This is a genomic window from Streptomyces sp. NPDC002994 (assembly GCF_040611155.1).
Lineage (GTDB): Bacteria > Actinomycetota > Actinomycetes > Streptomycetales > Streptomycetaceae > Streptomyces.
The window spans coordinates 46,353-65,510 of sequence record NZ_JBEXNQ010000006.1 but is presented as its reverse complement, the minus strand read 5'-3'; the positions used below and the strand labels follow the sequence as shown (position 1 = coordinate 65,510).

Here is a 19,158-nt window from a genome sequence, read left to right as displayed (position 1 = left end):
TTGATCAGATGACTGCATCTGACTGAGGGGGCGACCACCATGGCCGTACTGATAGTTCTGGGCACAGTCTTCGTGGCAGGCATCGAGCAGTTCGTCCAGTGGAAGTACGGCCTCCCGGGGGCTGTCGCTCTCTCCCTGCTGGGAGTGGGCTTCAAGGCGTGCAGCACCAACTGCACCACCCTGGGTGCCGTCATCTTCGTACTGCTGATGCTTCAGGCCTGAGCCGTCGCCCGCACCATCGCTAGAACCGGCTCCAGGCCGTCGACGACCACCTCCGCACCCGCCCTGCGTAGCCGCTGCACCCGCATCTCGTCGCGCGCGTAGCCGAGGAACCGTACGCCCGCCTCCTGAGCCGCGGCCAGGTCCGACGGGGTGTCGCCGATCATCAGCGTCACGTCCGGGCGGGCGTCCAAGCCGGTCAGGGCGCGGTTGAGGCTGTCCGGGTTCGGCTTGAGCCGGCTCAGGTCGGTCGTACGGCCATAGATGTGCGGTACGAAGCAGTCGGCGAGGCCCCGGCCTGTCAGGTACTGCTCCGCAACCAGCGCGGAGTTGTTCGTCGTGATCGCGAGGCGGCTGCCGACCGCGCTCCAGGTGCGTATCAGCGGGTCGGCGTAGGGGGTGGGCCTGGCCGTGGCAGCGGCCCGGAGTTCCTCGCGGGTGAGTTCGTCCTCCAGGGCCTCGACCAGCTCGCTGCCGGGACGGATCCGGGCAACGGCGCGCAGTACGGCGTGCGGGTTGTCCGAAGCGAGTTCGTCATCCGTCAGCAACACATGCTGGCCGCGCTTCTCCAGCCAGTTGACCAGGCTGTCCGCCACGTTGTGCGCCTGGTGGCCGGCGAAGAGCCGGCAGACAGGGCCGTCGAAGTCGAAGAGCACGCATTCCGCACCCGTGATCAGATCCCGCAGCTTCTCTATCACCGACGCCGCCTGTTCGATCTGTCGCATCAGAAGTCCCTATGGGAAGAGTGTCAGTTCCGACGAGATGGTGTTCCAGAGCGCGTCGAACCACTTCTGCGCCTCACTCACAAATACACCGTCCCTGGAGCCGGTGCCGATATCGAAGGGAAAGAGCAGCGCCTGAGTGCCGAGCGCGTCGAAAAGCTCGACCGTGGTGTCCTCGATATCCTCCTCCCGCTTGGTCAGGGTGTAGAAGCCGATCAGCGCTTCGGAGCCGTTGAGCAGGTACAACTTGACCAGCGGCGTGAAGGGCAACGCCCGGAACTCCACCGTGACATCAATGCCGTGCGAGCGGCGCAGAGCGAGCAGGTTGTGGCGCAGCACCTGCCCGTGGGTGTTGCGCAGCCGCAGCCAGTAGTCGTGGACCGAGTTGTCTGTGGCGGCTCCGCCGACCGGTGTGGGGAAGGCGAGCTCGATGTTCCGGCTCGGCAGCAGAACGCGCACCTCCACCTTCTCGGGCTTGATCCGGCCCTCATGGATCAGGCGCAGCGGTTCACCGAGGGCCGGCTGGAGGGTCTCCGTGGTCAGACTGAGGACGTCGATACGAACCTCGGGGGCCGAGAACGCCTCCACGATCCGTGGCCCCAGCCCGATCATCGTGGGCTGAGGCGCCTCGGGCTCCGCAGGGGCCGCCTGTGCCGGGAGGGCGATGCGGGCCGGCGCGCCCCGGGTGACGTCGGTGAGCAGGCCCTCGTCCTGGAGTACCCGCAGGGCCTGTCGGACCGTGCCCCGCTCGACGCCGAACTCGACGGCCAGCCGCGACTGGGTCGGCATGGGGTCCCCGGCCTTGAGACCCCCTGCGCGGATCCGCTCGCGCAGGGCGTCGGCGACGTCTCGGCACGAAGGCCTTCCACCGTCCACTCCCACGCTCTCCCGAGTCACAACCCGACGCTATAACCAATGAGTTGCCAAAGCGAGGTCGAGGTGAGGCAGAGCGCGTCGATCACCACGTGCGGGGCCGAGGAGGCGGCTTCGATACGGTGCCCACCTTCGGCTGAGAGCAGGGCCCAGAGGGCCGCGGATCAGAAGATGTCCGGGCACCACGGTCGCCTGGGTGTACGGAACAGGGCGTCGGCAACGGCGGCGGCGCCCGCCGCCTCCTCCACGACCCGGCCCAGCGCCACGAGCCGCACCGCGGACTCCTCGCCCAGGTACAGCGCCCCCAGCTCCCGTACATCCAGCGTCAGATCGGGCGACTCGGCCGAAGGGGCACACACCGCCCCGTCCGCCGAGGCATCCAGCCGGAACCGTCCGCCGGCCAGCCCCGCCGCATCGTGCACCTCCAGCACGAGTGATGCGGGCACCGCGTACGTACGAGCCTCCAGGGCCCGTACGACGTCGAGCAGCCGCACCCACAGGAAATCCGCCTGAGTGACGATCCTGGCAGCCCGGGGATCCGGGAGCAGGAGGGGAAGCAGATCGTCACTGGCGCGGTATCCGGACCGTACCGTCGAGATCCAGTCGATGGCGCAGACGAAGTGCCACAGCGCGCGCTCCGCCGCCGGCGACACCGCGATCATGTCGCGTACGTTCGCTATGTTGAGCGGCTGCTTCGCGTCGCCCCACTTCTCCTCGGCCCGGTAGACCAGCAGGCCCTCGACCTCGCCGTGCGCCGAGCGGTAAACGGCGTAGAACGGCTCGCGCCAGGGATCGTGCGCCATGACCACTTGCCCCGTGTTGAGCTGCCACCACCGCTCGTCGCGGGTGATCGCGCCGTGCCGCATCGCACGGAAGCGCTCATACAGCTCGGGCCCGATCTTGCGTACGTCGGCCCCGTCGACCAGATCGACCCGGCCGCCACCGTCGTCGGGCCCCGCCCAGCGCGCGTCGAGCCCCGCCCGGGGTACGTCGATCTCCCACTCGCTGACCGACGCGGCAGGCCCGAACCCGTACCGCCCGTAGATCGGATACTCAGCGGCGATCAGCGTCGACAGCACATCGCCGCGCTCCTTCGCCGCCGCGAGATCCGCGTCCATCATCCGGCTGAGCAGACCGCGGCGGCGGTGCGTCGGCGACACGGTCACGTTCGACACGGCACTCGCCGGGACCGCCGCGCCGCCCGGCACCGTGAGCTCCTGCGCGAAGGAGCGGTACGTCGCGACACAGCGCCCGTCGTCGAACGCGCCCTGCACGCGCGACAGGTCCATGTGTGCCAGGCGTTCCGCCGCTTCCTCTTCCGAGGCGAGGGGCGCCCGGAGGAATCCGGTGGCCAGGGCCCGCAGCCAGTCGCGGAACTCGGACGCGGTGATCGTACGGACGTCGACGCTCATGCGCCCACGCTATGCACACCGGCCACCGCCTGTCGCCCGTATTTTTCCGGCACCCGGGCGCCGCGACATCCAGCCAGGCGCCGCTCAGAACGCCGCGCGTATCTCCCCGACCTCGGCCGCCCCGCCCATCAGCGGCGCCCGCCCGATCCGGTCCACCACCGGCCCTTCCACACCGAGCCGCCGCAGCGCCCGCGCCAGCACCGGCCCCAGCGCCCGCGTCGCACCGTCGTCGACCTTGAACGCGACGGCGCGGCCGTCCGGCAGCGCCACCGCCTGGACCGCCTCGGCGCCCATCTTCGACAGCGCGCCCGGCACCTCGCGCATCAGCCAGGTGTCGGGGCGGCGCGTACCCGCGACGAACTCCGGGTGCGCGCGCATCGCGTCCGCGACGCGCCGCTCGGCCGTACCCGGCTCGGCGAGCACGAAGCCGCGGAAAGCCGTCGCCAGCCCGACCAGGCTGATGCCCATCAGCGGCGCGCCGCAGCCGTCCGTACCCACCGCCGTGACGCGCTCGCCGCTCGCTTCCTCGACCACCCGCAGCACGAGCCGCTGCAGCGGATGAGCGGGGTCCAGGTAGGAGCCCGTGTCCCACCCGTTCAGGCCGCAGGCCGCCAGCATCGCCGCGTGCTTGCCGGAGCAGTTCATGATGACCCGCTCGCGCACCCCGCCCCCGGCGAGGTACGCCTCCGCCTCCACCGGGTCCAGCGGCAGGTCCGGCGGAGTCTGCAGGTCCGCCTCAGTGAGCCCGTACTCCGCCAGCATCTTGCGTACGAGATCCAGCTGGAACCGCTCCCCCGAGTGGCTCGCGGCCGCCAGCGCCAGCCGCTCCCCCGAGAGGTCGAGCCCGGCCCGCAGGATCGCGGCGGCCTGCATCGGCTTGTTGCTGGAGCGCGGGAAGACCGGGGCGTACGGGTCCCCGACCGCCAGCTCCACACTCCCGTCCGCCGCCAGAACGACCAGCGACCCCCGGTGATGGCCCTCGACGAAGCCGGAACGGACGACTTCCGCGAGGACCGGGGATATGGCGGTTACGGCGGCGGTGCTGGAGGACATCTCGACCTTCCGGGGGCGGGAACAGGACCAGGCTCCCGTACGGCCGGATCGCGGCGTCAGGTCAGCAGGTCGTCTACTTGGGCTTCCCCATCACGGTACCTGCGGGCGATCTCCGCACTGCAATCGTCCGCCGTCCGCTGCAGATGCTGCCGGCGCCGCGAGACCTGCTGTTCGTAACGGACCAGCCGCCCCATGGCCGCGTGCAGCTCCTCGTCCGTACGGGCGGCGAGATCCGACAGCTCGACCTCGGCCAGCATCTCGGCCGCCAGCAGCCGGAACTCCTCGCTGTGCGGTGTGGAAAGCGTCACGTGACGGGCGGAGGAACGGTGCCGCGAAGGGGCGTCCGCGAGGATCTCCGACAGCCGGTCGACGACAGGGGACTCCGGCCCCGTACGCCGCGCCAGCTCGGCCCGCAGAATGTCGATCCGCCCGTGCAGCAGACGCCGCACATAACTGAGGTCCGCCTCGTCCCGTTGCGAGTCACGGCGCAGACCGCGCAGCTCCGGCAGCCCCAGCGCACCGAGATCGGTCTTCTGCTGACGATCCGCGCTCTCGCCGGTCCGCTGCGCGGGTGGTCGTGCGGCGGGAGCGGAAGACGTCAGCTGAATCATTGGCATAGGTACGGGACCGAGCGGCTGCCCGGCGCCAGATGTGCTCATGGATTGTTCCGTCCCCTCGACCGGTGCGGGGCGCGCACCGCCTCCGTGCATCGTGCCACTCCTGACGGCGGCTACGCAGGCGCTCTACGCCCGTTCAGCCCCGGATAGATTGGGCCGCATGCGTGCAGTGGTGCAGAGGGTCGACGGCGCGAGCGTCGTCGTGGCCGGACAAACGGTCGGCGAAATCGTGGGCGAAGGCCTGTGTGTGCTGGTGGGAGTCACCCACGGGGACACAACGGACAAGGCCGCACAGCTCGCCCGGAAGCTGTGGTCGGTTCGGATCCTTGCGGGCGAGAAGTCCTGCTCCGATGTGAATGCGCCACTTCTGGTCATTTCACAGTTCACTCTCTACGGGGACGCCCGCAAGGGCCGCCGCCCCACCTGGAACGCCGCGGCCCCCGGCGAGAGTGCCGAGCCGCTGGTCGAGGAGGTCGTGGCCCAGCTGCGCGCGCTGGGCGCGCACGTGGAGACGGGCCGCTTCGGAGCGGAGATGAGGGTCTCCCTCACGAACGACGGCCCGTTCACGATCCTGATCGAAATCTGAGGACCGAAATCTGAGGACTACGGCTCTACGACGACTTCCTGCGCCGCGGCCGTGTTCCCCGCCAGCAGCTCCGCGTCCACCGGCACATTGCGCTTGACCAGCGCGAGAGCGATCGGCCCCAGCTCGTGGTGGCGGGCCGACGTCGTGACGAACCCGAGCTGGCGCCCCTCCTCGCCGTCCGCCGCCAGCCGCACCGGCGTCCCCGGCCCCGGCAGCAGCACATCGCTGCCGTCCAGGTGCAGGAAGACGAGCCGCCGCGGCGGCTTCCCCAGGTTCTGGACGCGGGCGACGGTCTCCTGGCCCCGGTAGCAGCCCTTCTGGAGGTGTACGGCGCTGCCGATCCAGCCCAGCTCGTGCGGGATGGTGCGGTGGTCGGTCTCGAAGCCGAGGCGGGGCCGGTGCGCTTCGACGCGCAGGGCCTCGTAGGCCAGAATGCCGGCCGCGGGGCCATGGGCCTCGGCGTACGCCTCCAGCTGACCGCGCGGCAGGAAGAGATCACGGCCGTGCGAGGTCTCCCGTACCGCCACACCCTCCGGTACGGAGGCGATCGAACCGGCCGGGAGGTGGACGACCGCGAAGTCCTCCGTCCGATCAGCCGTCTGCACCCGGTAGAAGAACTTCATCGACTCCAGGTACGCGATGAGATCGCCCTGCGTACCCGGCTCGACGTGCATCCACACCGTCTCGCCGTCGTCGACCAGGTACATCGCGTGCTCGACGTGGCCGTGCGCGGTCAGGATCAGCGCCTCGGTGGCCCGGCCGGCCGGAAGGTCGCTGACGTGCTGCGTGAGCAGCAGGTGCAGCCAGGTCAGCCGGTCGTCACCGGTGACCGTGACGACCCCGCGATGCGAGAGGTCGACGAAGCCGGCGCCGTCGGCGAGCGCGCGCTGCTCGCGGAACAGGTCGCCGTAGTGCGCGGCGACGCCTTCGTCGCGCCCTTCGGCGGGGACGGCACCGGGCAGGGACAGCAGGGGGCTCTTCATACCGGCAAGCCTACGACTCGGTAGTTGAAGTCTCCGCGGAAGTCTCCGCGGCGCACTTCTCACAGCGCCCGAAGATCGCGAAGTGCTTCATGTCCGTCTCGAAGCCGAACGTCTCGCGCAGCTTGGCCGTGAAGTCCGCGGCGATCGCGATGTCCGCCTCGATCACGTTCGTACAGTCGCGGCAGACCAGGTGGATGTGGTGGTGGCGGTCCGCCAGGTGGTACGTCGGGGCCCCGTGCCCCAGGTGCGCGTGACTGACCAGACCCAGCTCCTCCAGGAGCTCCAGGGTCCGGTACACGGTGGAGATGTTCACGCCGGACGCGGTCCTGCGCACCTCGACGAGGATGTCGTCGGGCGTCGCGTGTTCCAGGGCGTCCACGGCTTCCAGGACAAGCTGACGCTGGGGCGTCAGCCGATAGCCGCGCTGCCGCAGGTCGCTTTTCCAGTCGGTGCTCACCACGTGCCCAGTGTAGGCAGCGCGGCAAGCAACCCACGTGGTGTCGGCCTACTTGAGGGCTTACTTGAAGGCTTACTTGAAGAACGCGATGCCGTCGTCGGGCAGGTCCTTGAGGTCCTTCGCCCACTCGCTCGGGTCGACGACCTTCTTCAGGTGCGCCGACATGTAGGGGCGGAGCTCGACGTCCGGGGTGGCCTTCTCGCCGACCCACATCAGGTCGCTCTTGACGTAGCCGTAGAGACGCTTGCCACCGGTGTACGGCCCGGAGGCGCCGGTGCGCGCGACCGCGTCGGTCACCAGGTCGATCTGCGGCTTCTGGTCGGCCAGCTCGCCGTACCAGATCTCGACGACGCCCTGGTCGCGGATCATGACGACCTCGACCTTGCGGTCCTTGTCGACGCGCCAGTAGCCGGACTCGCTCTCCAGCGGCCGGACCTTCTTGCCGTCGTTGTCGAGCACCCACGTGTGGGAGACGTACTCAAGGAAGTCCCGGCCGTCGTGGGTGAAGGTGACTTCCTGGCCGAAGTTGCACTTCTCGGCGCCGGGGAAGTCAGAAACGCCCGCACCCTCCCAGTTTCCGAGGAGGAAGACGAGGGGGACGAGGTCCGGGTGGAGGTCGGACGGGATCTCGATCATGAGCTGCTCAGACGATCTGTGAGGGGAGGGGTGGCGGGGTGGATCAGCGCTGACCCTGGTAGAGCTTCTTCACGGCCAGGCCGGTGAAGGCGAGAACGCCGACGCAGACCAGAACCAGCAGGGCTTCGAAGAAAATCGTCAGCACGGGGTTGCTCCTTGCACGAGCGGTGGGCAGTACGGGGCCGGGCCCCAGCTTAGTCGGCGGGGGCCGGTACGGCCGTCGGGGGTTCAGCCGAGCAGCTGCGCCTGGAGGACGACCGTCTGCCGGAACGGGACCGCGGGGGCGGTGCCCTTCCTGGACTGCACGATGACGGCGAGAGTATCCCCAGCGTTGATGTAGCCCTGCCGGACGTGGGCCGCACCACGCGGCTCGGTCTCGTCGTAGGCGGTCAGCTGCGTGCCCTCCACGCCCTCGCCGGACGGGAACCACTTGTCGATCAGCTCGGAATCCGGGGCACCCGACACCGGGGTGCGCGGCGTCAGCGCACCGCCCAGCGCCTCGTCGTAGAAGCTCCTGGCGAGCGTGCCGGTGTTGAACTGCAGCAGGTAGATGCGCGTGTGCGTGCCGTCGGGTGTGGTCCAGCCGCGTGCGGCGATGTGCCGGAGGCCGTCCTCCACCAGCTGCTCGCCGAGCTCCCGCCGGTCCGCCTTCGGGTACGCCCGGAGGTACGTCGCCGTGGAGAGCCAGCCGTCCCGGCCGGCCAGTGCCTTGTCCGGCCTCGCGCCCTTGGGGGCGGGCAGGACCAGGGCACGCAGGTCGGCGTGGTGCGCCTCGGCGACGTTGTTCTCGTCGGCGAAGGCCGACGCGCCCGCCGGCAACACCGGCCGCTTGATCTCCGGATACGCCCAGCGGCCGTCGTCCCGGGTCGCGAGACCCGGCAGGTCGCCACGCTCCTGCGCGGCGACGGCGAACGCGGTTGCGGCACCGAGCGAGCCGAGGACCAGGACGGCGACTGTCCAGCGCAGTACGGCACGCAGGCGGCGGCGGTCGTTCTTCGGGGATACCGGGGGCATGAGCTTCGGAGCTTCGGCCCCCGGTGTGAGGGGCGCAAGGGGGTCGAGGGGGTCGGCGGGTGCCGGTTCCCTGGTGTTCAAGTCGCTCACACGTACTCCCCGGGCGAGGCCACGAGGTCGAGCTGCTTCCGCAGCAGTTCCGCGGCGGATTCGGCGTACAGCGGCTGCTTGCCGTACGACGTGGTGCTGATGAACAGATCGTCCTCGTACGCCAGGCAGAACATCGCGCCGAGCCGCTCGCCTCCGCTTTCCCCTGCGGGCGGCTTGGGGGCGACGTAACACCTGGCGTTCTTGTGGCCCTTGATCTTCGGGCCCTTGCGGAGTACGTCGAAGGCGTCGACCATCGCTGTGAAGCCGCGGATGCGATCACGGGCAGCGCCCGGCTTCATCTGGACGAGCTGCGCCTCGACGACGAGCTCGCTGTCGTCCGAGGCGTACGAGCGCATGGCGAAACCCTGGACCCGCATTCTGTCGATGCTGCGCAACCGCTCCTTACGGAGGTCGCGGGGCAGGGCGGCGGCGCTCTCCTGCATGAGAGCCACAGCTTGGCGCTCCCCCAGCTCGGCATCGTTGCCGTACTCGCCGATGTCCGGGCCCGGGGTGTATCCGTCCGGCACGGGAAGCAACCGCTGAGCAAGCTTGCCCCCGGTCTTGCGCGGCGCCTTGGGGGACTTCGCCGAATCATCCGCCGGATTCCCGGACGACGCCCACTCACGGGTGGGCGCGGTGCGGTCGGCGGCGCTGACTTCGGCCACCGTGAAACTGACACCGGCGCCGATTGTGCCGAGTGCCAGGACAGAGATGACGGCCACGACTGCCTGGCGCCGCTTGGGAGACCGGGGCGTAGGGGCAGTCACAGGCGCGGGCGCGGGCGCGGGCATGGATACGGGCTCGGGCTCAGGCACAGTCACAGTCGCTCCAGTTGCTTCTCGGCGAGGGACAGAGCCTGCTTCTCGCTGACCGGCCGCCCGTTGCGCACGAACCACATCTCCAGATGGATGTCACCGCGGCGCATCAGCGCGCGGGCCTTGTACCGCGGGACGTACCCGGCCTCGCGCTCCGGCTCCCCGTACATGGCGAGTCCGCCGTCCAGGGCGCCGTGGACCGGTGTGACCACGTCCCCCGGGGCAAGTTCCAGCCGCGCGAAGCCGAGCTGGTCCTTCAGCCGGCCGAGCGAGGCGACCTGGGACTCCTCACGGAACTGGACCAGCCGTATTTCTACGTCCAGACCGTTGCTCTCGGTCCAGCTTCTGACCGCGATCCGCCGGAAACCGGAGTCCAGCAGGTTCCTGAAGGCGTCCCCGGGATGGCCGTGCCCGTCGGCGTACGTCATCAGGCTCATCCAGCCGTCGTTGCCGGGCGGCGAGGGCCAGTCCTTCGCGCCCGCCGGCTTCTTGAGCAGCAGCTTGCGTAGGTCGCCGTCCGTCTTGACCAGGCGGTCCTGAGCGGCGGACAGCGGATCGGGCGCCTTGCCCTCCGCCTGGGCGACCACTGGCTGAGCCAGCGCCGGCAGCGGCGTCGGAGCACCCCCGGCCTGGACGACGTAACCGGTGCAGACTCCGCCGAGTACGCCGAGCGCGGCGGCGGATGCGATGAGCGTGGCCGTACGCCCGCGACGGCGCGGCGGCGGTGTCGGCTCGTGCTCGGGTATCGGTACTTCTTGCGGTTCCAAAGGGTCCCCCCACGAGACCTGAAGCGCAGGTTCCATTCACCTGCGGCGCACTACAGACCTGCGAGGGGCGGCCGCGGTTGTACGGCGGCGGATTACAGTTCGGACATGGCGAAGAAGCTCGTGATCAAGGTGACCGCCGGGGCAGACTCCCCCGAGCGGTGTTCGCAGGCGTTCACGGTGGCGGCGGTGGCCGTCGCCAGCGGGGTCGAGGTCTCGCTCTGGCTGACCGGCGAGTCCTCGTGGTTCGCGCTGCCGGGGCGCGCGGCGGAGTTCGAGCTGCCGCACGCGGCGCCGCTGCCGGACCTGATCGAGTCGATCACGGCGGCCGGACAGATCACCCTGTGCACGCAGTGCGCGGCGCGCCGCGAGATCACCGAGAAGGACGTGATCGAGGGCGTGCGGATCGCGGGCGCCCAGGTCTTCGTCAGCGAGATCATGGCGGACGACGTCCAGTCCCTTGTCTACTGAGCGTGTCTACTGAGCGTCTACTGAGCCCTCACTGACGGGGCTTCTTGCCGTCCAGCTCGTCCCACCAGTCGTCGGACTTCGGGTCCCCGGACGGATCGTCCCACCAGCGGTCGTCCGGCCCCCGCCGGTTGGCGACCATTGCCGCGATCGGCGGAATGACCATCGCGACGAAGCACATCCCCACGGCCACCGGCACCGACCACAGCCGCACGAGGGCCCAGGCGGAGACGAAGAGAACGATGCATCCGCCCATCAGCAGGAAGTAGGCGTGCCGCCGCCGCTCGTACATACCTCCACGGTACGACCGAAGGACCGCACCTGGTCCGGGACAGCGTCCAACCTCCCGGGGGTGCGGCCCTTCGGCCAGTAGAAAGCGCGTCGTCAGACGGCGATCGCGACCTCCGCGAGGCCGCCCGTCTGGGCGACGACCGTACGGTCGGCCGTGCCGCCCGGGACGAGTGCGCGGACGGTCCACGTGCCCTCGGCCGCGTAGAAGCGGAACTGGCCCGTGGCCGAGGTCGGGACCTCGGCGGTGAACTCGCCGGTCGAGTCCAGGAGGCGGACGTAACCGGTGACGGGCTCGCCGTCGCGGGTCACGCTGCCCTGGATGGTGGTCTCACCGGGCTTGATCGTCGAGGCGTCGGGGCCGCCGGCCTTTGCTCCACACATGTTGAATCCGTCCTTCAAGTCGCAGGCGATGAGGGGTTACTTGTTGGCGCCGAGCTCGATCGGCACGCCGACCAGGGAGCCGTACTCGGTCCACGAGCCGTCGTAGTTCTTGACGTTGTCGACACCGAGCAGCTCGTGCAGGACGAACCAGGTCAGGGCCGAGCGCTCACCGATGCGGCAGTAAGCGATGGTGTCCTTGGCCAGGTCGACCTGCTCGGCCTCGTAGAGGGCCTTGAGCTCGTCGTCCGACTTGAAGGTGCCGTCGTCGTTGGCGTTCTTCGACCACGGGATGTTGCGGGCGGACGGGACGTGACCCGGGCGCTGCGACTGCTCCTGCGGGAGGTGGGCCGGGGCGAGGAGCTTGCCGCTGAACTCGTCGGGGGAACGCACGTCGACGAGGTTCTGGTTGTTGATCGCGGAGACCACGTCGTCGCGGAAGGCGCGGATCGAGGTGTCCTGCGGCTGGGCCTTGTACTGCGTGGCCGGGCGCTCGGGGACCTCGGCGACCAGGTCGCGGGAGTCGAGCTCCCACTTCTTGCGGCCGCCGTCCAGCAGGCGGACGTCGCTGTGACCGTAGAGCTTGAAGTACCAGAAGGCGTACGAGGCGAACCAGTTGTTGTTGCCGCCGTAGAGGACGACCGTCGTGTCGTTCGCGATGCCCTTCTCGGACAGGAGCTTCTCGAAGCCGGCCTGGTCGACGAAGTCGCGGCGGACCGGGTCCTGGAGGTCCTTGGTCCAGTCGATCCGGATCGCGTTGCGGATGTGGTTCTTCTCGTACGCCGAGGTGTCTTCGTCGACCTCGACGATGGCGACCTTCGGGTCCTCGATGTGGGCCTCGACCCAGTCTGCGTCTACCAGGACGTCGCTGCGGCTCATGCTGTTCTCCTCCGGGGCAGTGTGCGGCGGTTATGCGCGAGGTGCGGGTGTGCGGGTACGCCGGTCCACGGAACGGAATCGGGACGGCGTACGACCGCACGGGGGGTCGGCCCTGACTTCGACTGCACCAGTTCGGTCGGTCGGAGGGCCGGGAAGGCGGGTACCGGACTGTTCCGGTCAGAACCCGCTCAGGCAGTTCGACAGAGCATGGCGGCGACGCGGCACAGGTCTACTGCCCGCCGCTTCGTGAGGTCCGCCTGTCGCTGCTGCATGGGACCGATCGTAGGGATGTCACGACCGGCATGTCACCGGCGTGTCGCATGTTGAGACGCGATCGTCCGGGATGTGGGATGCGGTGCCGGCGCAAGGCCTTCCTCACGGGGCGGCGCGCCGCCCGCGTCCACCCGCTGCTTGAGGGGCGGACGCAGGCGTCTCACTATCCGGCGAGGCCCACATTCCTACCGGTGACGGAGATCTCCAGCCCGTCCTTCGTCGCCTCGGCCTTTTCGAGCTTCAGGCCGCCGGGCAGCCCGCTGATCTGCCGGTCGAAGTCGGTCTTCTCGCGGACCTTTTCCTCGATGCCGGGCAGCCCCTCCCCCGGAACCTCGTCCGCCCGCACCCTGAGCGTGTCACCGTCGACGACGGTCACGCTGGACAGCACGCTGCGGGTGATCTCGCGGCCGAGGAGCTGGACGGAACCCGTGACCTTCACCTTGCCGTTGCCGCCGTAGGCGACGGGAAAGCCGCTCTCGGAGGCCTTGGACAGGTCCTCGTACGAGATGCGCGCCTTGCCCGTGGCGAGCTCCGCCGTCGCGTCCGAGAAACCGCCCAGGCTGCCGCGCACCCGCACGTCGTGGAGTTCGGCGGTCATCTCACTGATCCGGACCTTGCGGCCCTCCGCGCTCGCCTCGACGCCCTCGACGGTGACGTCGACCTGGTCGAGATGCTTCGCGGCGACCTGGGTCAGGAAGGGAAATCCCTTGATCGATACGTCGGTTCCGCCGGCCAGACCCTGTTGGCTCTGGAGGCGCTTCGCGACCTCGGACTCGGCGAAGTTGACCGCGAGGCGGTCCACGGCGACGAAGATGCCGCCGAGGATCACAGCGACGATCAGCAGTATTCGCAGCGCACGCATTTCTTACGGATCCCCCACAGTCGTCGGTCTCGGGTCGCGATCGTCCAAGCCCCCTTGACGATCGTCGACTACTGCCAGGTAACCACAGGCGTCAGGAGATGACCCGGCCGATCAGGTAGACAGCGGGTGCGGCGGCGGTCAGCGGCAGGGCCACTCCGGCCGTCATGTGGACGAACCGGGAGGGGTAGTCGTAGCTGGCCACGCGCAGACCGATCAGCGCGCAGACCCCGGCCGCGAGCCCGAGCAGTGCGCCGTCGCCACCCACGTCCGTCATCCCGCCGGCCGCGACCCCGGCGCCCGCCGCGGCGAGCAGCGCGACGATCACGGAGGCGACGCCGGGCAGCGGCAGCGCGCGGGCCAGTACGGCCACGGCGACGGCCACGCCGCCGACCGTCACGGCCTCGGCGGCCGCCGCGAGGTGACCTGCGGCGATTACGGCCAGGGCGGCCGAGGTGACGGTGGCCGTCAGGCCGTACATCCGCTCGTCGGCGGGGGCGCGGTTGCGCAGCTGGAGTACGAGCGTGAGCAGCACCCACACGCCGAGCGTGCCGATGATCGCGGCGGGCGCGTGCTCGGCGTCGACAGCCAGCAGCGCGATGTCGGCGGTGACGCCGCCGAGGAACGCGAGCGCGATGCCTTGCCTGGCGGGCCACATGCCGTTGAGCCGGAACCAGCCGGCGGCGGTGACGGCCTGGAGGAGCACGAGCGGCACGACGAGCGCGTACTGGCCGACGGCAGCGGCGCCGGCGAGCAGCAGCGCGAGCACGGCGGTCAGGGCGGCGGGCTGCATGCCGGGCGCGATGATCGGCGAGCGGCCCTCGGCGCGGGCGCGCTGGGCGTCGGTGATGCGCGCGTTGCCGCCGGTGGTGGGCGAGGTGTACGACGCGGAGCCGGTGCCTGCTGCGGGATGGGGGTGCGGCGCGGGAGCCCCGGTGGCCGCCGGTGCGGGTTCGTACGCGGCCGCTGCGGACGCGTCCGCCTGCGGGCCCGGCTCGTATGCGCCCGAGGACGCGGGTGCCTGAGCCGATGAGGACTGGTAGGCGGCCGGGGCCGGTTCGTACCCGGCGGTTGCCGGTGCCTGCGTCGGCTGGGACTGGTACGCCCCTGGGGCGGGCTCGTACGCCGTCGGGCCGGCCGGGTACTGGGCGTACGACGCCGGGGCCTCCGGGGGCAGCGGGTACCCGCCGGTCCCGGGCTCTCCGTACGCCGTGTCGGCGGCGGACGGGGCGGAGTCCTGCGGCCGGTACGGCTGCTGCACGGGCTGGAACTGCGTGTCCCAGGTCTGCCCCTCCCAGGTCTGGGTGAAGGGCTCCTGCGCGGACGGCGACGCCTGCTGACCCTCATGAGGGTCGTGTCCGTCGTACGACGACGGGTAGGGCTGCTGGTTGCTCATGGTGTGGGGGTCATCCTCCTGCGAACGGCGGGAGCACCTCGACCGTGCCGCCCTCGGCCAGCCGTACGGTCTCATGACCGCGGGTCCCGACGGGGTCGCCGTCGATGAGGAACGAACACCGCTGGAGTACGCGCGTCAGCTCCCCGGGGTGCCGTTCGCGCACCGCGTCGAGCGCCTCGGCGAGCGTCCCGGCCGCGTACGGCTCCTCTGCGGTGCCGGCGGCGGCCTTGGCCGCGGCCCAGAAGCGGATGGTGCCTACTGCCATAGCGGCGGCTCCTTTCGTCGGGTTCCATGATGAGCTATGCCGCTGTCAGCCAGGCGCCGATGCGGGTGAGGAGTGTCTCCTCGGCCGCGTTCTCGGCGTGGCCCATGCCGGGCACGATCCACAGTTCGCCGTGGTCAGCGGCTGCGGCGAGTGCGCGCGGGTGGTCCAACGGGAAGTACGGGTCGCGGTCGCCGTGCACGACCAGCAGCGGCGTCGGGCCGAGCCTGGCCGCCGCCTCGACCGGCGAGAGCGGCACCGGGTCCCAGTCCCGGGCGTGGATCCGGGTACGCAGCCCGAAGCGCCCGACGAGGCGCCCGGCGGGCCGGGTGATCACCCAGTGCAGCCGCCGCATCGGCGCCGTACCCCGGTAGTACCAGCGGGCGGGGGCGCTGACCGCCACCACGGCGTCGGCGCGCGCGGACACGTGCCCCGGCGGGTGCGCTTCCGTGCGCCCCCCATGCGGGGAACCGGTGCCGTCCCGGTACAGCGCCGCGTGTCTGACGACCACCGAGCCGCCCATCGAGAAGCCGACGGTGACCACCCGCTCGTGCCCCAGCGAGCGTGCCCAGCGGACCGCCGCCGCCACGTCGAGGACCTCGCGGTCGCCGACCGTGGAGCGGCCCCCTGAGCCGCCGTGTCCACGGAATGAGAACGTGATCACGGCGGCGTACTGCCTGAATACCCGCGCCGCCCGCCGCACGGCGGGCCGGTCGACCGACCCCGTGAAACCGTGCGCGACGACGATCGCCAGGTCGGCGCGGCCCCCTTGCGACGGCTCGTACAGCGCCTCGATCCGGACCCCGTCGTCCGCCCGCAAAACCGTGCGCCGGGAGCCGTGCGTGACCGAGGGAACACGCGATCTGCCGACTTGACCCTCCGGTTCGGAACTCATGTGGGCTATTGTGCTGGGCATAGGACCTGGGCAACGTTGCCCCCGGGTCCTTTTGTGTTTTCTGACCGTTGTTACGGACAGATGACGCGGTGAGGTCTCAGGGCGCGGGGCCGAACCGTACGAAAGCAGTGCCGCATACGTCCTCGCAGGGACCGAGGAGGAACCGACGTAATGGGCAAGCGAAACGTGCACGACCGGACGACCCGGGCAGGTGGCCGACGATGAGTTCTCTGCTGCTCCTGACCAATGCCCTTCAGCCGTCGACGGAGGTGCTTCCCGCCCTCGGCCTGCTGCTGCACAGTGTGCGGGTGGCCCCCGCCGAGGGCCCGGCCCTCGTCGACACCCCAGGTGCCGACGTGATCCTGATCGACGGCCGCCGTGACCTTCCGCAGGTCAGGTCGCTGTGCCAGCTGCTGCGGTCCACCGGACCCGGCTGTCCGCTGATACTCGTCGTCACGGAAGGCGGCCTCGCGGCCGTCACCGCCGACTGGGGCATCGACGACGTACTGCTCGACACGGCAGGTCCGGCCGAGGTCGAGGCGCGGCTGCGCCTCGCGACGGGCCGCCAGCAGATCACCTCGGACGACAGCCCGATGGAGATCCGCAGCGGCGACCTGTCGGTCGACGAGGCGACGTACAGCGCGAAGCTGAAGGGGCGGGTCCTGGACCTGACCTTCAAGGAGTTCGAGCTGCTGAAGTATCTGGCGCAGCACCCCGGGCGGGTCTTCACGCGCGCCCAGCTCCTCCAGGAGGTGTGGGGCTACGACTACTTCGGCGGTACGCGGACGGTCGATGTGCACGTACGGCGGCTGCGCGCGAAGCTCGGCCCGGAGCACGAGTCGCTGATCGGGACCGTACGCAATGTGGGCTACCGCTTCGTGACTCCGGAGAAGGTCGAGCGGGCGGCCGCGGCCGAGGAAGCCAGGGCCGCCAAGGCCGCGCAGAATGCGACGCCCGCGGCCGTCACCCATACGGCGGACACGGGCTCAGAGGTGACCCAGCGGGAGGAACAGGCAGTACGGCCTGCCCAGCGGTAGGTCCCCCCGCGTAGACTGCCGCGCGTGGCCAAGGTGACGCGGGACGATGTGGCACGACTTGCGGGGACTTCGACCGCTGTCGTCAGTTACGTCATCAACAACGGACCCCGGCCGGTCGCCCCGGCCACGCGCGAGCGTGTCCTCGCGGCGATCAAGGAGCTCGGCTACCGGCCGGACCGGGTCGCGCAGGCCATGGCGTCCCGCCGCACCGACCTCATAGGCATGATCGTCCCCGATGCGCGGCAGCCGTTCTTCGCCGAGATGGCGCACGCGGTCGAACAGGCCGCCGCCGACCGCGGAAAAATGGTCCTCGTCGGCAACTCCGACTACCGCGACGAGCGCGAGGTCCACTATCTGCGGGCCTTCCTCGGCATGCGGGTCTCCGGCCTGATCCTGGTCAGCCAGGGCCCGAGCGAGTGGGCGGCCGCCGAGATCGAGGCGTGGGACGCCCGGGTGGTGCTGCTGCACGAGCGGCCGGAGACGATCGACGACGTGGCGGTCGTCACGGACAACATCGGCGGCGCGCAGCTCGCGACCCGCCACCTCCTGGAGCACGGTCATCCGTACGTCGCCTGCCTGGGCGGCATGGAGTCGACGCCGATGGTGGGCGACCCGGTGGCCGACCACGTGGTGGGCTGGCGCCGGGCGATGCGGGAGTCGGGGCGCTCGACCGACGGCCGGCTTTTCCACGCTCCGTACAACCGGTACGACGCCTACAAGGTGGCCCTGGGGCTGCTCGCGGGACCGGACCGGCCGCCGGCGATCTTCTGCTCGACGGACGACCAGGCGATCGGCGTGCTGCGGGCCGCGCGTGAGCTGCGGATCGACGTACCGGGCGAGCTGGCGGTCGCGGCGTTCGACGACGTGAAGGAAGCGGCGCTCACCGATCCGCCGCTGACGACGGTGTACTCCGACCGGCCGGCGATGGCGCGGGCGGCGGTGGACCTGGTGCTGGACGACTCGCTGCGGGTGGCGGGGTCGCGGCGCGAGCGGCTGAAGCAGTTCCCTTCGGCGCTGGTGGTACGCCGCTCCTGCGGCTGCCCGGCGACGTAACCCCTCTTTATTCAGGGCATACGCGCTTCTGTCGGGCTTCTCAGCGGCTCCTCAGACGGTTCTCACAATCGCTGGCCAAGCTCTGAGACATGACCCAGTACCCGGAGCCCGAGCAGCAGCCTTCCTCCTCCTCGCACGGTGCCGCGTATCCGCCGCCGCCCGCGTACGCACCTCCGGTGGCCGCACCCCCGCGAGCCCGGCGGCCGGTCGCACTCCTCGCCGCCGTCGCCATCGTCGCGGCCATGATCGGCGGCGGAACGGCGGCCTTCGCGGAGCGCCTGACCGGCACGGAGCCCGCCACCGGCGGCAACTCGGTCAGCGGTACGAACGTCTCGCAGAGCAGCAAGGGCACCGTCTCCGGGGTCGCGCAGGCCGTGAGCCCCAGCATCGTCGAGATCAGCGCCACGTCCGCCTCGGGCGACTCCACCGGCTCCGGGGTGATCATCACCGCCGACGGCGAGATCATCACGAACAACCACGTCGTGTCCGGCGCCGACACGGTCAAGGTCAAGCTGAGCGACGGCAAGACGTACACCGCCGAGGTCGTCGGCACCGACCCGGACAAGGACCTCGCCCTGATCAAGCTCCGGGGCGCGAGCGGCCTGAAGGCGGCGACGCTCGGGGACTCCGAGGACGTGAAGGTCGGCGACGAGGTGGTGGCGATCGGCTCCCCGGAGGGCCTGACGGGGACGGTGACCAGCGGAATCGTCTCCGCGCTCGACCGGGACGTGGCCGTGTCGAAGGACGAGAACCCGGGCCAGGGTCAGCAAGGTCAGCAAGGTCAGGACAGCGGTCAGTGGCCGTTCGAGTTCGGGGGGCAGCAGTTCAACGGCGACACGGGCTCCTCGAAGACGACGTACAAGGCGATCCAGACCGACGCCTCGCTCAACCCCGGCAACTCGGGCGGCGCCCTCATCAACATGGACGGCGAGATCATCGGGATCAACTCCGCGATGTACGCGCCGAGCGGAGCGAGCGGTTCCACGGCGGGCAGCGTCGGTCTCGGCTTCGCCATCCCCATCGACACGGTGAAGGCCGACCTGGGCAAGCTCCGCGCCGGGGACGCCGGCTGACATCCGTACCGTGCGAGGCTGAAGGCGACGTACGCGCCCACGCAGCGACCGAG

The 19,158-nt window shown here is 70.3% G+C and carries 25 protein-coding genes; 6 read left to right on the top strand and 19 right to left on the bottom strand.

Going from position 1 to position 19,158, the window contains the following annotated elements; translation table 11 throughout:
• Nucleotides 1–39 precede the first annotated feature (39 nt).
• A complete protein-coding gene (locus ABZX79_RS09355; protein WP_355253853.1) occupies nt 40–222 on the top strand; it encodes a hypothetical protein in 183 nt (60 codons plus the stop codon).
• Here the strand turns inward: ABZX79_RS09355 and ABZX79_RS09350 are convergent.
• The 5 genes from ABZX79_RS09350 to ABZX79_RS09330 form a co-directional block, all read right to left on the bottom strand.
• Entirely contained in the window at nt 213–944 is a 732-nt protein-coding gene (locus tag ABZX79_RS09350) for an HAD-IA family hydrolase (protein ID WP_355253851.1), read from the bottom strand. The two genes, ABZX79_RS09355 and ABZX79_RS09350, sit on opposite strands and share 10 nt — an antisense overlap.
• Nucleotides 945–953: 9 nt before the next feature.
• Entirely contained in the window at nt 954–1,838 is an 885-nt protein-coding gene (locus ABZX79_RS09345) for a winged helix-turn-helix domain-containing protein (protein ID WP_355253849.1), read from the bottom strand.
• A gap of 140 nt (nt 1,839–1,978) precedes the next feature.
• Nucleotides 1,979–3,226 (bottom strand): GNAT family N-acetyltransferase, encoded by a 1,248-nt coding sequence (locus ABZX79_RS09340; RefSeq protein WP_355253847.1) that lies wholly within the window; start codon nt 3,224–3,226, stop codon nt 1,979–1,981.
• 84 nt (nt 3,227–3,310) lie between these two features.
• Nucleotides 3,311–4,279, bottom strand: a complete 969-nt coding sequence (locus ABZX79_RS09335) for an asparaginase (protein WP_355253845.1) — start codon at nt 4,277–4,279, stop codon at nt 3,311–3,313.
• 56 nt (nt 4,280–4,335) lie between these two features.
• On the bottom strand, nt 4,336–4,938 hold the full coding sequence (locus ABZX79_RS09330) for an ABC transporter substrate-binding protein (protein ID WP_355253843.1): 603 nt from the start codon (nt 4,936–4,938) through the stop codon (nt 4,336–4,338).
• Nucleotides 4,939–5,056: 118 nt separating this feature from the next.
• On the opposite strand from ABZX79_RS09330, the gene dtd reads away from it, so the two are divergent.
• On the top strand, nt 5,057–5,482 hold the full coding sequence (gene dtd, locus ABZX79_RS09325) for a D-aminoacyl-tRNA deacylase (protein ID WP_215129642.1): 426 nt from the start codon (nt 5,057–5,059) through the stop codon (nt 5,480–5,482).
• A 17-nt stretch (nt 5,483–5,499) separates the two neighbouring features.
• Here the strand turns inward: dtd and ABZX79_RS09320 are convergent, their stop codons facing one another.
• The 6 genes from ABZX79_RS09320 to ABZX79_RS09295 form a co-directional block, all read right to left on the bottom strand.
• On the bottom strand, nt 5,500–6,465 hold the full coding sequence (locus ABZX79_RS09320; protein ID WP_355253840.1) for a folate-binding protein: 966 nt from the start codon (nt 6,463–6,465) through the stop codon (nt 5,500–5,502).
• Between the two features lie 10 nt (nt 6,466–6,475).
• Nucleotides 6,476–6,925: a transcriptional repressor gene (locus tag ABZX79_RS09315; RefSeq protein WP_355253838.1), complete on the bottom strand. Its 450-nt coding sequence runs from the start codon at nt 6,923–6,925 to the stop codon at nt 6,476–6,478.
• Between the two features lie 69 nt (nt 6,926–6,994).
• Nucleotides 6,995–7,558 carry an FABP family protein gene (locus ABZX79_RS09310; protein WP_214979809.1) on the bottom strand — a complete coding sequence of 188 codons (564 nt, stop codon included), beginning with the start codon at nt 7,556–7,558 and terminating at the stop codon, nt 6,995–6,997.
• A gap of 228 nt (nt 7,559–7,786) precedes the next feature.
• Entirely contained in the window at nt 7,787–8,662 is an 876-nt protein-coding gene (locus tag ABZX79_RS09305; protein ID WP_355253836.1) for a hypothetical protein, read from the bottom strand.
• Nucleotides 8,659–9,384 (bottom strand): hypothetical protein, encoded by a 726-nt coding sequence (locus ABZX79_RS09300; RefSeq protein ID WP_355253835.1) that lies wholly within the window; start codon nt 9,382–9,384, stop codon nt 8,659–8,661. The genes ABZX79_RS09305 and ABZX79_RS09300 overlap by 4 nt, the downstream gene beginning before the upstream one ends.
• Before the next feature lie 95 nt (nt 9,385–9,479).
• Complete coding sequence (locus ABZX79_RS09295; protein ID WP_355253833.1) at nt 9,480–10,244, bottom strand: hypothetical protein; 765 nt, start codon at nt 10,242–10,244, stop codon at nt 9,480–9,482.
• Nucleotides 10,245–10,349: 105 nt separating this feature from the next.
• On the opposite strand from ABZX79_RS09295, the gene ABZX79_RS09290 reads away from it, so the two are divergent.
• Nucleotides 10,350–10,712: a DsrE family protein gene (locus ABZX79_RS09290; protein WP_355253831.1), complete on the top strand. Its 363-nt coding sequence runs from the start codon at nt 10,350–10,352 to the stop codon at nt 10,710–10,712.
• Nucleotides 10,713–10,740: 28 nt separating this feature from the next.
• Here the strand turns inward: ABZX79_RS09290 and ABZX79_RS09285 are convergent, their stop codons facing one another.
• From ABZX79_RS09285 to ABZX79_RS09250, 8 genes are all read right to left on the bottom strand, one after another.
• On the bottom strand, nt 10,741–11,001 hold the full coding sequence (locus ABZX79_RS09285) for a DUF3099 domain-containing protein (RefSeq protein WP_355253829.1): 261 nt from the start codon (nt 10,999–11,001) through the stop codon (nt 10,741–10,743).
• A gap of 92 nt (nt 11,002–11,093) precedes the next feature.
• Complete coding sequence (locus ABZX79_RS09280; RefSeq protein ID WP_018101653.1) at nt 11,094–11,381, bottom strand: DUF1416 domain-containing protein; 288 nt, start codon at nt 11,379–11,381, stop codon at nt 11,094–11,096.
• Between the two features lie 36 nt (nt 11,382–11,417).
• Nucleotides 11,418–12,257, bottom strand: coding sequence for a sulfurtransferase (locus ABZX79_RS09275; RefSeq protein WP_355253827.1), 840 nt, complete (start codon nt 12,255–12,257; stop codon nt 11,418–11,420).
• 188 nt (nt 12,258–12,445) lie between these two features.
• Nucleotides 12,446–12,529, bottom strand: a complete 84-nt coding sequence (locus ABZX79_RS09270) for a putative leader peptide (protein ID WP_355254274.1) — start codon at nt 12,527–12,529, stop codon at nt 12,446–12,448.
• A gap of 164 nt (nt 12,530–12,693) precedes the next feature.
• Nucleotides 12,694–13,392 (bottom strand): DUF2993 domain-containing protein, encoded by a 699-nt coding sequence (locus ABZX79_RS09265; RefSeq protein ID WP_355253825.1) that lies wholly within the window; start codon nt 13,390–13,392, stop codon nt 12,694–12,696.
• A gap of 91 nt (nt 13,393–13,483) precedes the next feature.
• On the bottom strand, nt 13,484–14,785 hold the full coding sequence (locus tag ABZX79_RS09260) for a hypothetical protein (RefSeq protein ID WP_355253823.1): 1,302 nt from the start codon (nt 14,783–14,785) through the stop codon (nt 13,484–13,486).
• 10 nt (nt 14,786–14,795) lie between these two features.
• On the bottom strand, nt 14,796–15,050 hold the full coding sequence (locus tag ABZX79_RS09255) for a MoaD/ThiS family protein (protein ID WP_214979827.1): 255 nt from the start codon (nt 15,048–15,050) through the stop codon (nt 14,796–14,798).
• Nucleotides 15,051–15,084: 34 nt separating this feature from the next.
• Nucleotides 15,085–15,942, bottom strand: coding sequence for an alpha/beta fold hydrolase (locus ABZX79_RS09250; RefSeq protein ID WP_355253820.1), 858 nt, complete (start codon nt 15,940–15,942; stop codon nt 15,085–15,087).
• A gap of 221 nt (nt 15,943–16,163) precedes the next feature.
• On the opposite strand from ABZX79_RS09250, the gene ABZX79_RS09245 reads away from it, so the two are divergent.
• From ABZX79_RS09245 to ABZX79_RS09235, 3 genes are all read left to right on the top strand, one after another.
• Nucleotides 16,164–16,979: a response regulator transcription factor gene (locus ABZX79_RS09245; protein WP_355253818.1), complete on the top strand. Its 816-nt coding sequence runs from the start codon at nt 16,164–16,166 to the stop codon at nt 16,977–16,979.
• A 24-nt stretch (nt 16,980–17,003) separates the two neighbouring features.
• Entirely contained in the window at nt 17,004–18,032 is a 1,029-nt protein-coding gene (locus tag ABZX79_RS09240; protein ID WP_214979833.1) for a LacI family DNA-binding transcriptional regulator, read from the top strand.
• 89 nt (nt 18,033–18,121) lie between these two features.
• Nucleotides 18,122–19,105 (top strand): trypsin-like peptidase domain-containing protein, encoded by a 984-nt coding sequence (locus ABZX79_RS09235; protein ID WP_355253816.1) that lies wholly within the window; start codon nt 18,122–18,124, stop codon nt 19,103–19,105.
• Nucleotides 19,106–19,158 lie beyond the last annotated feature (53 nt).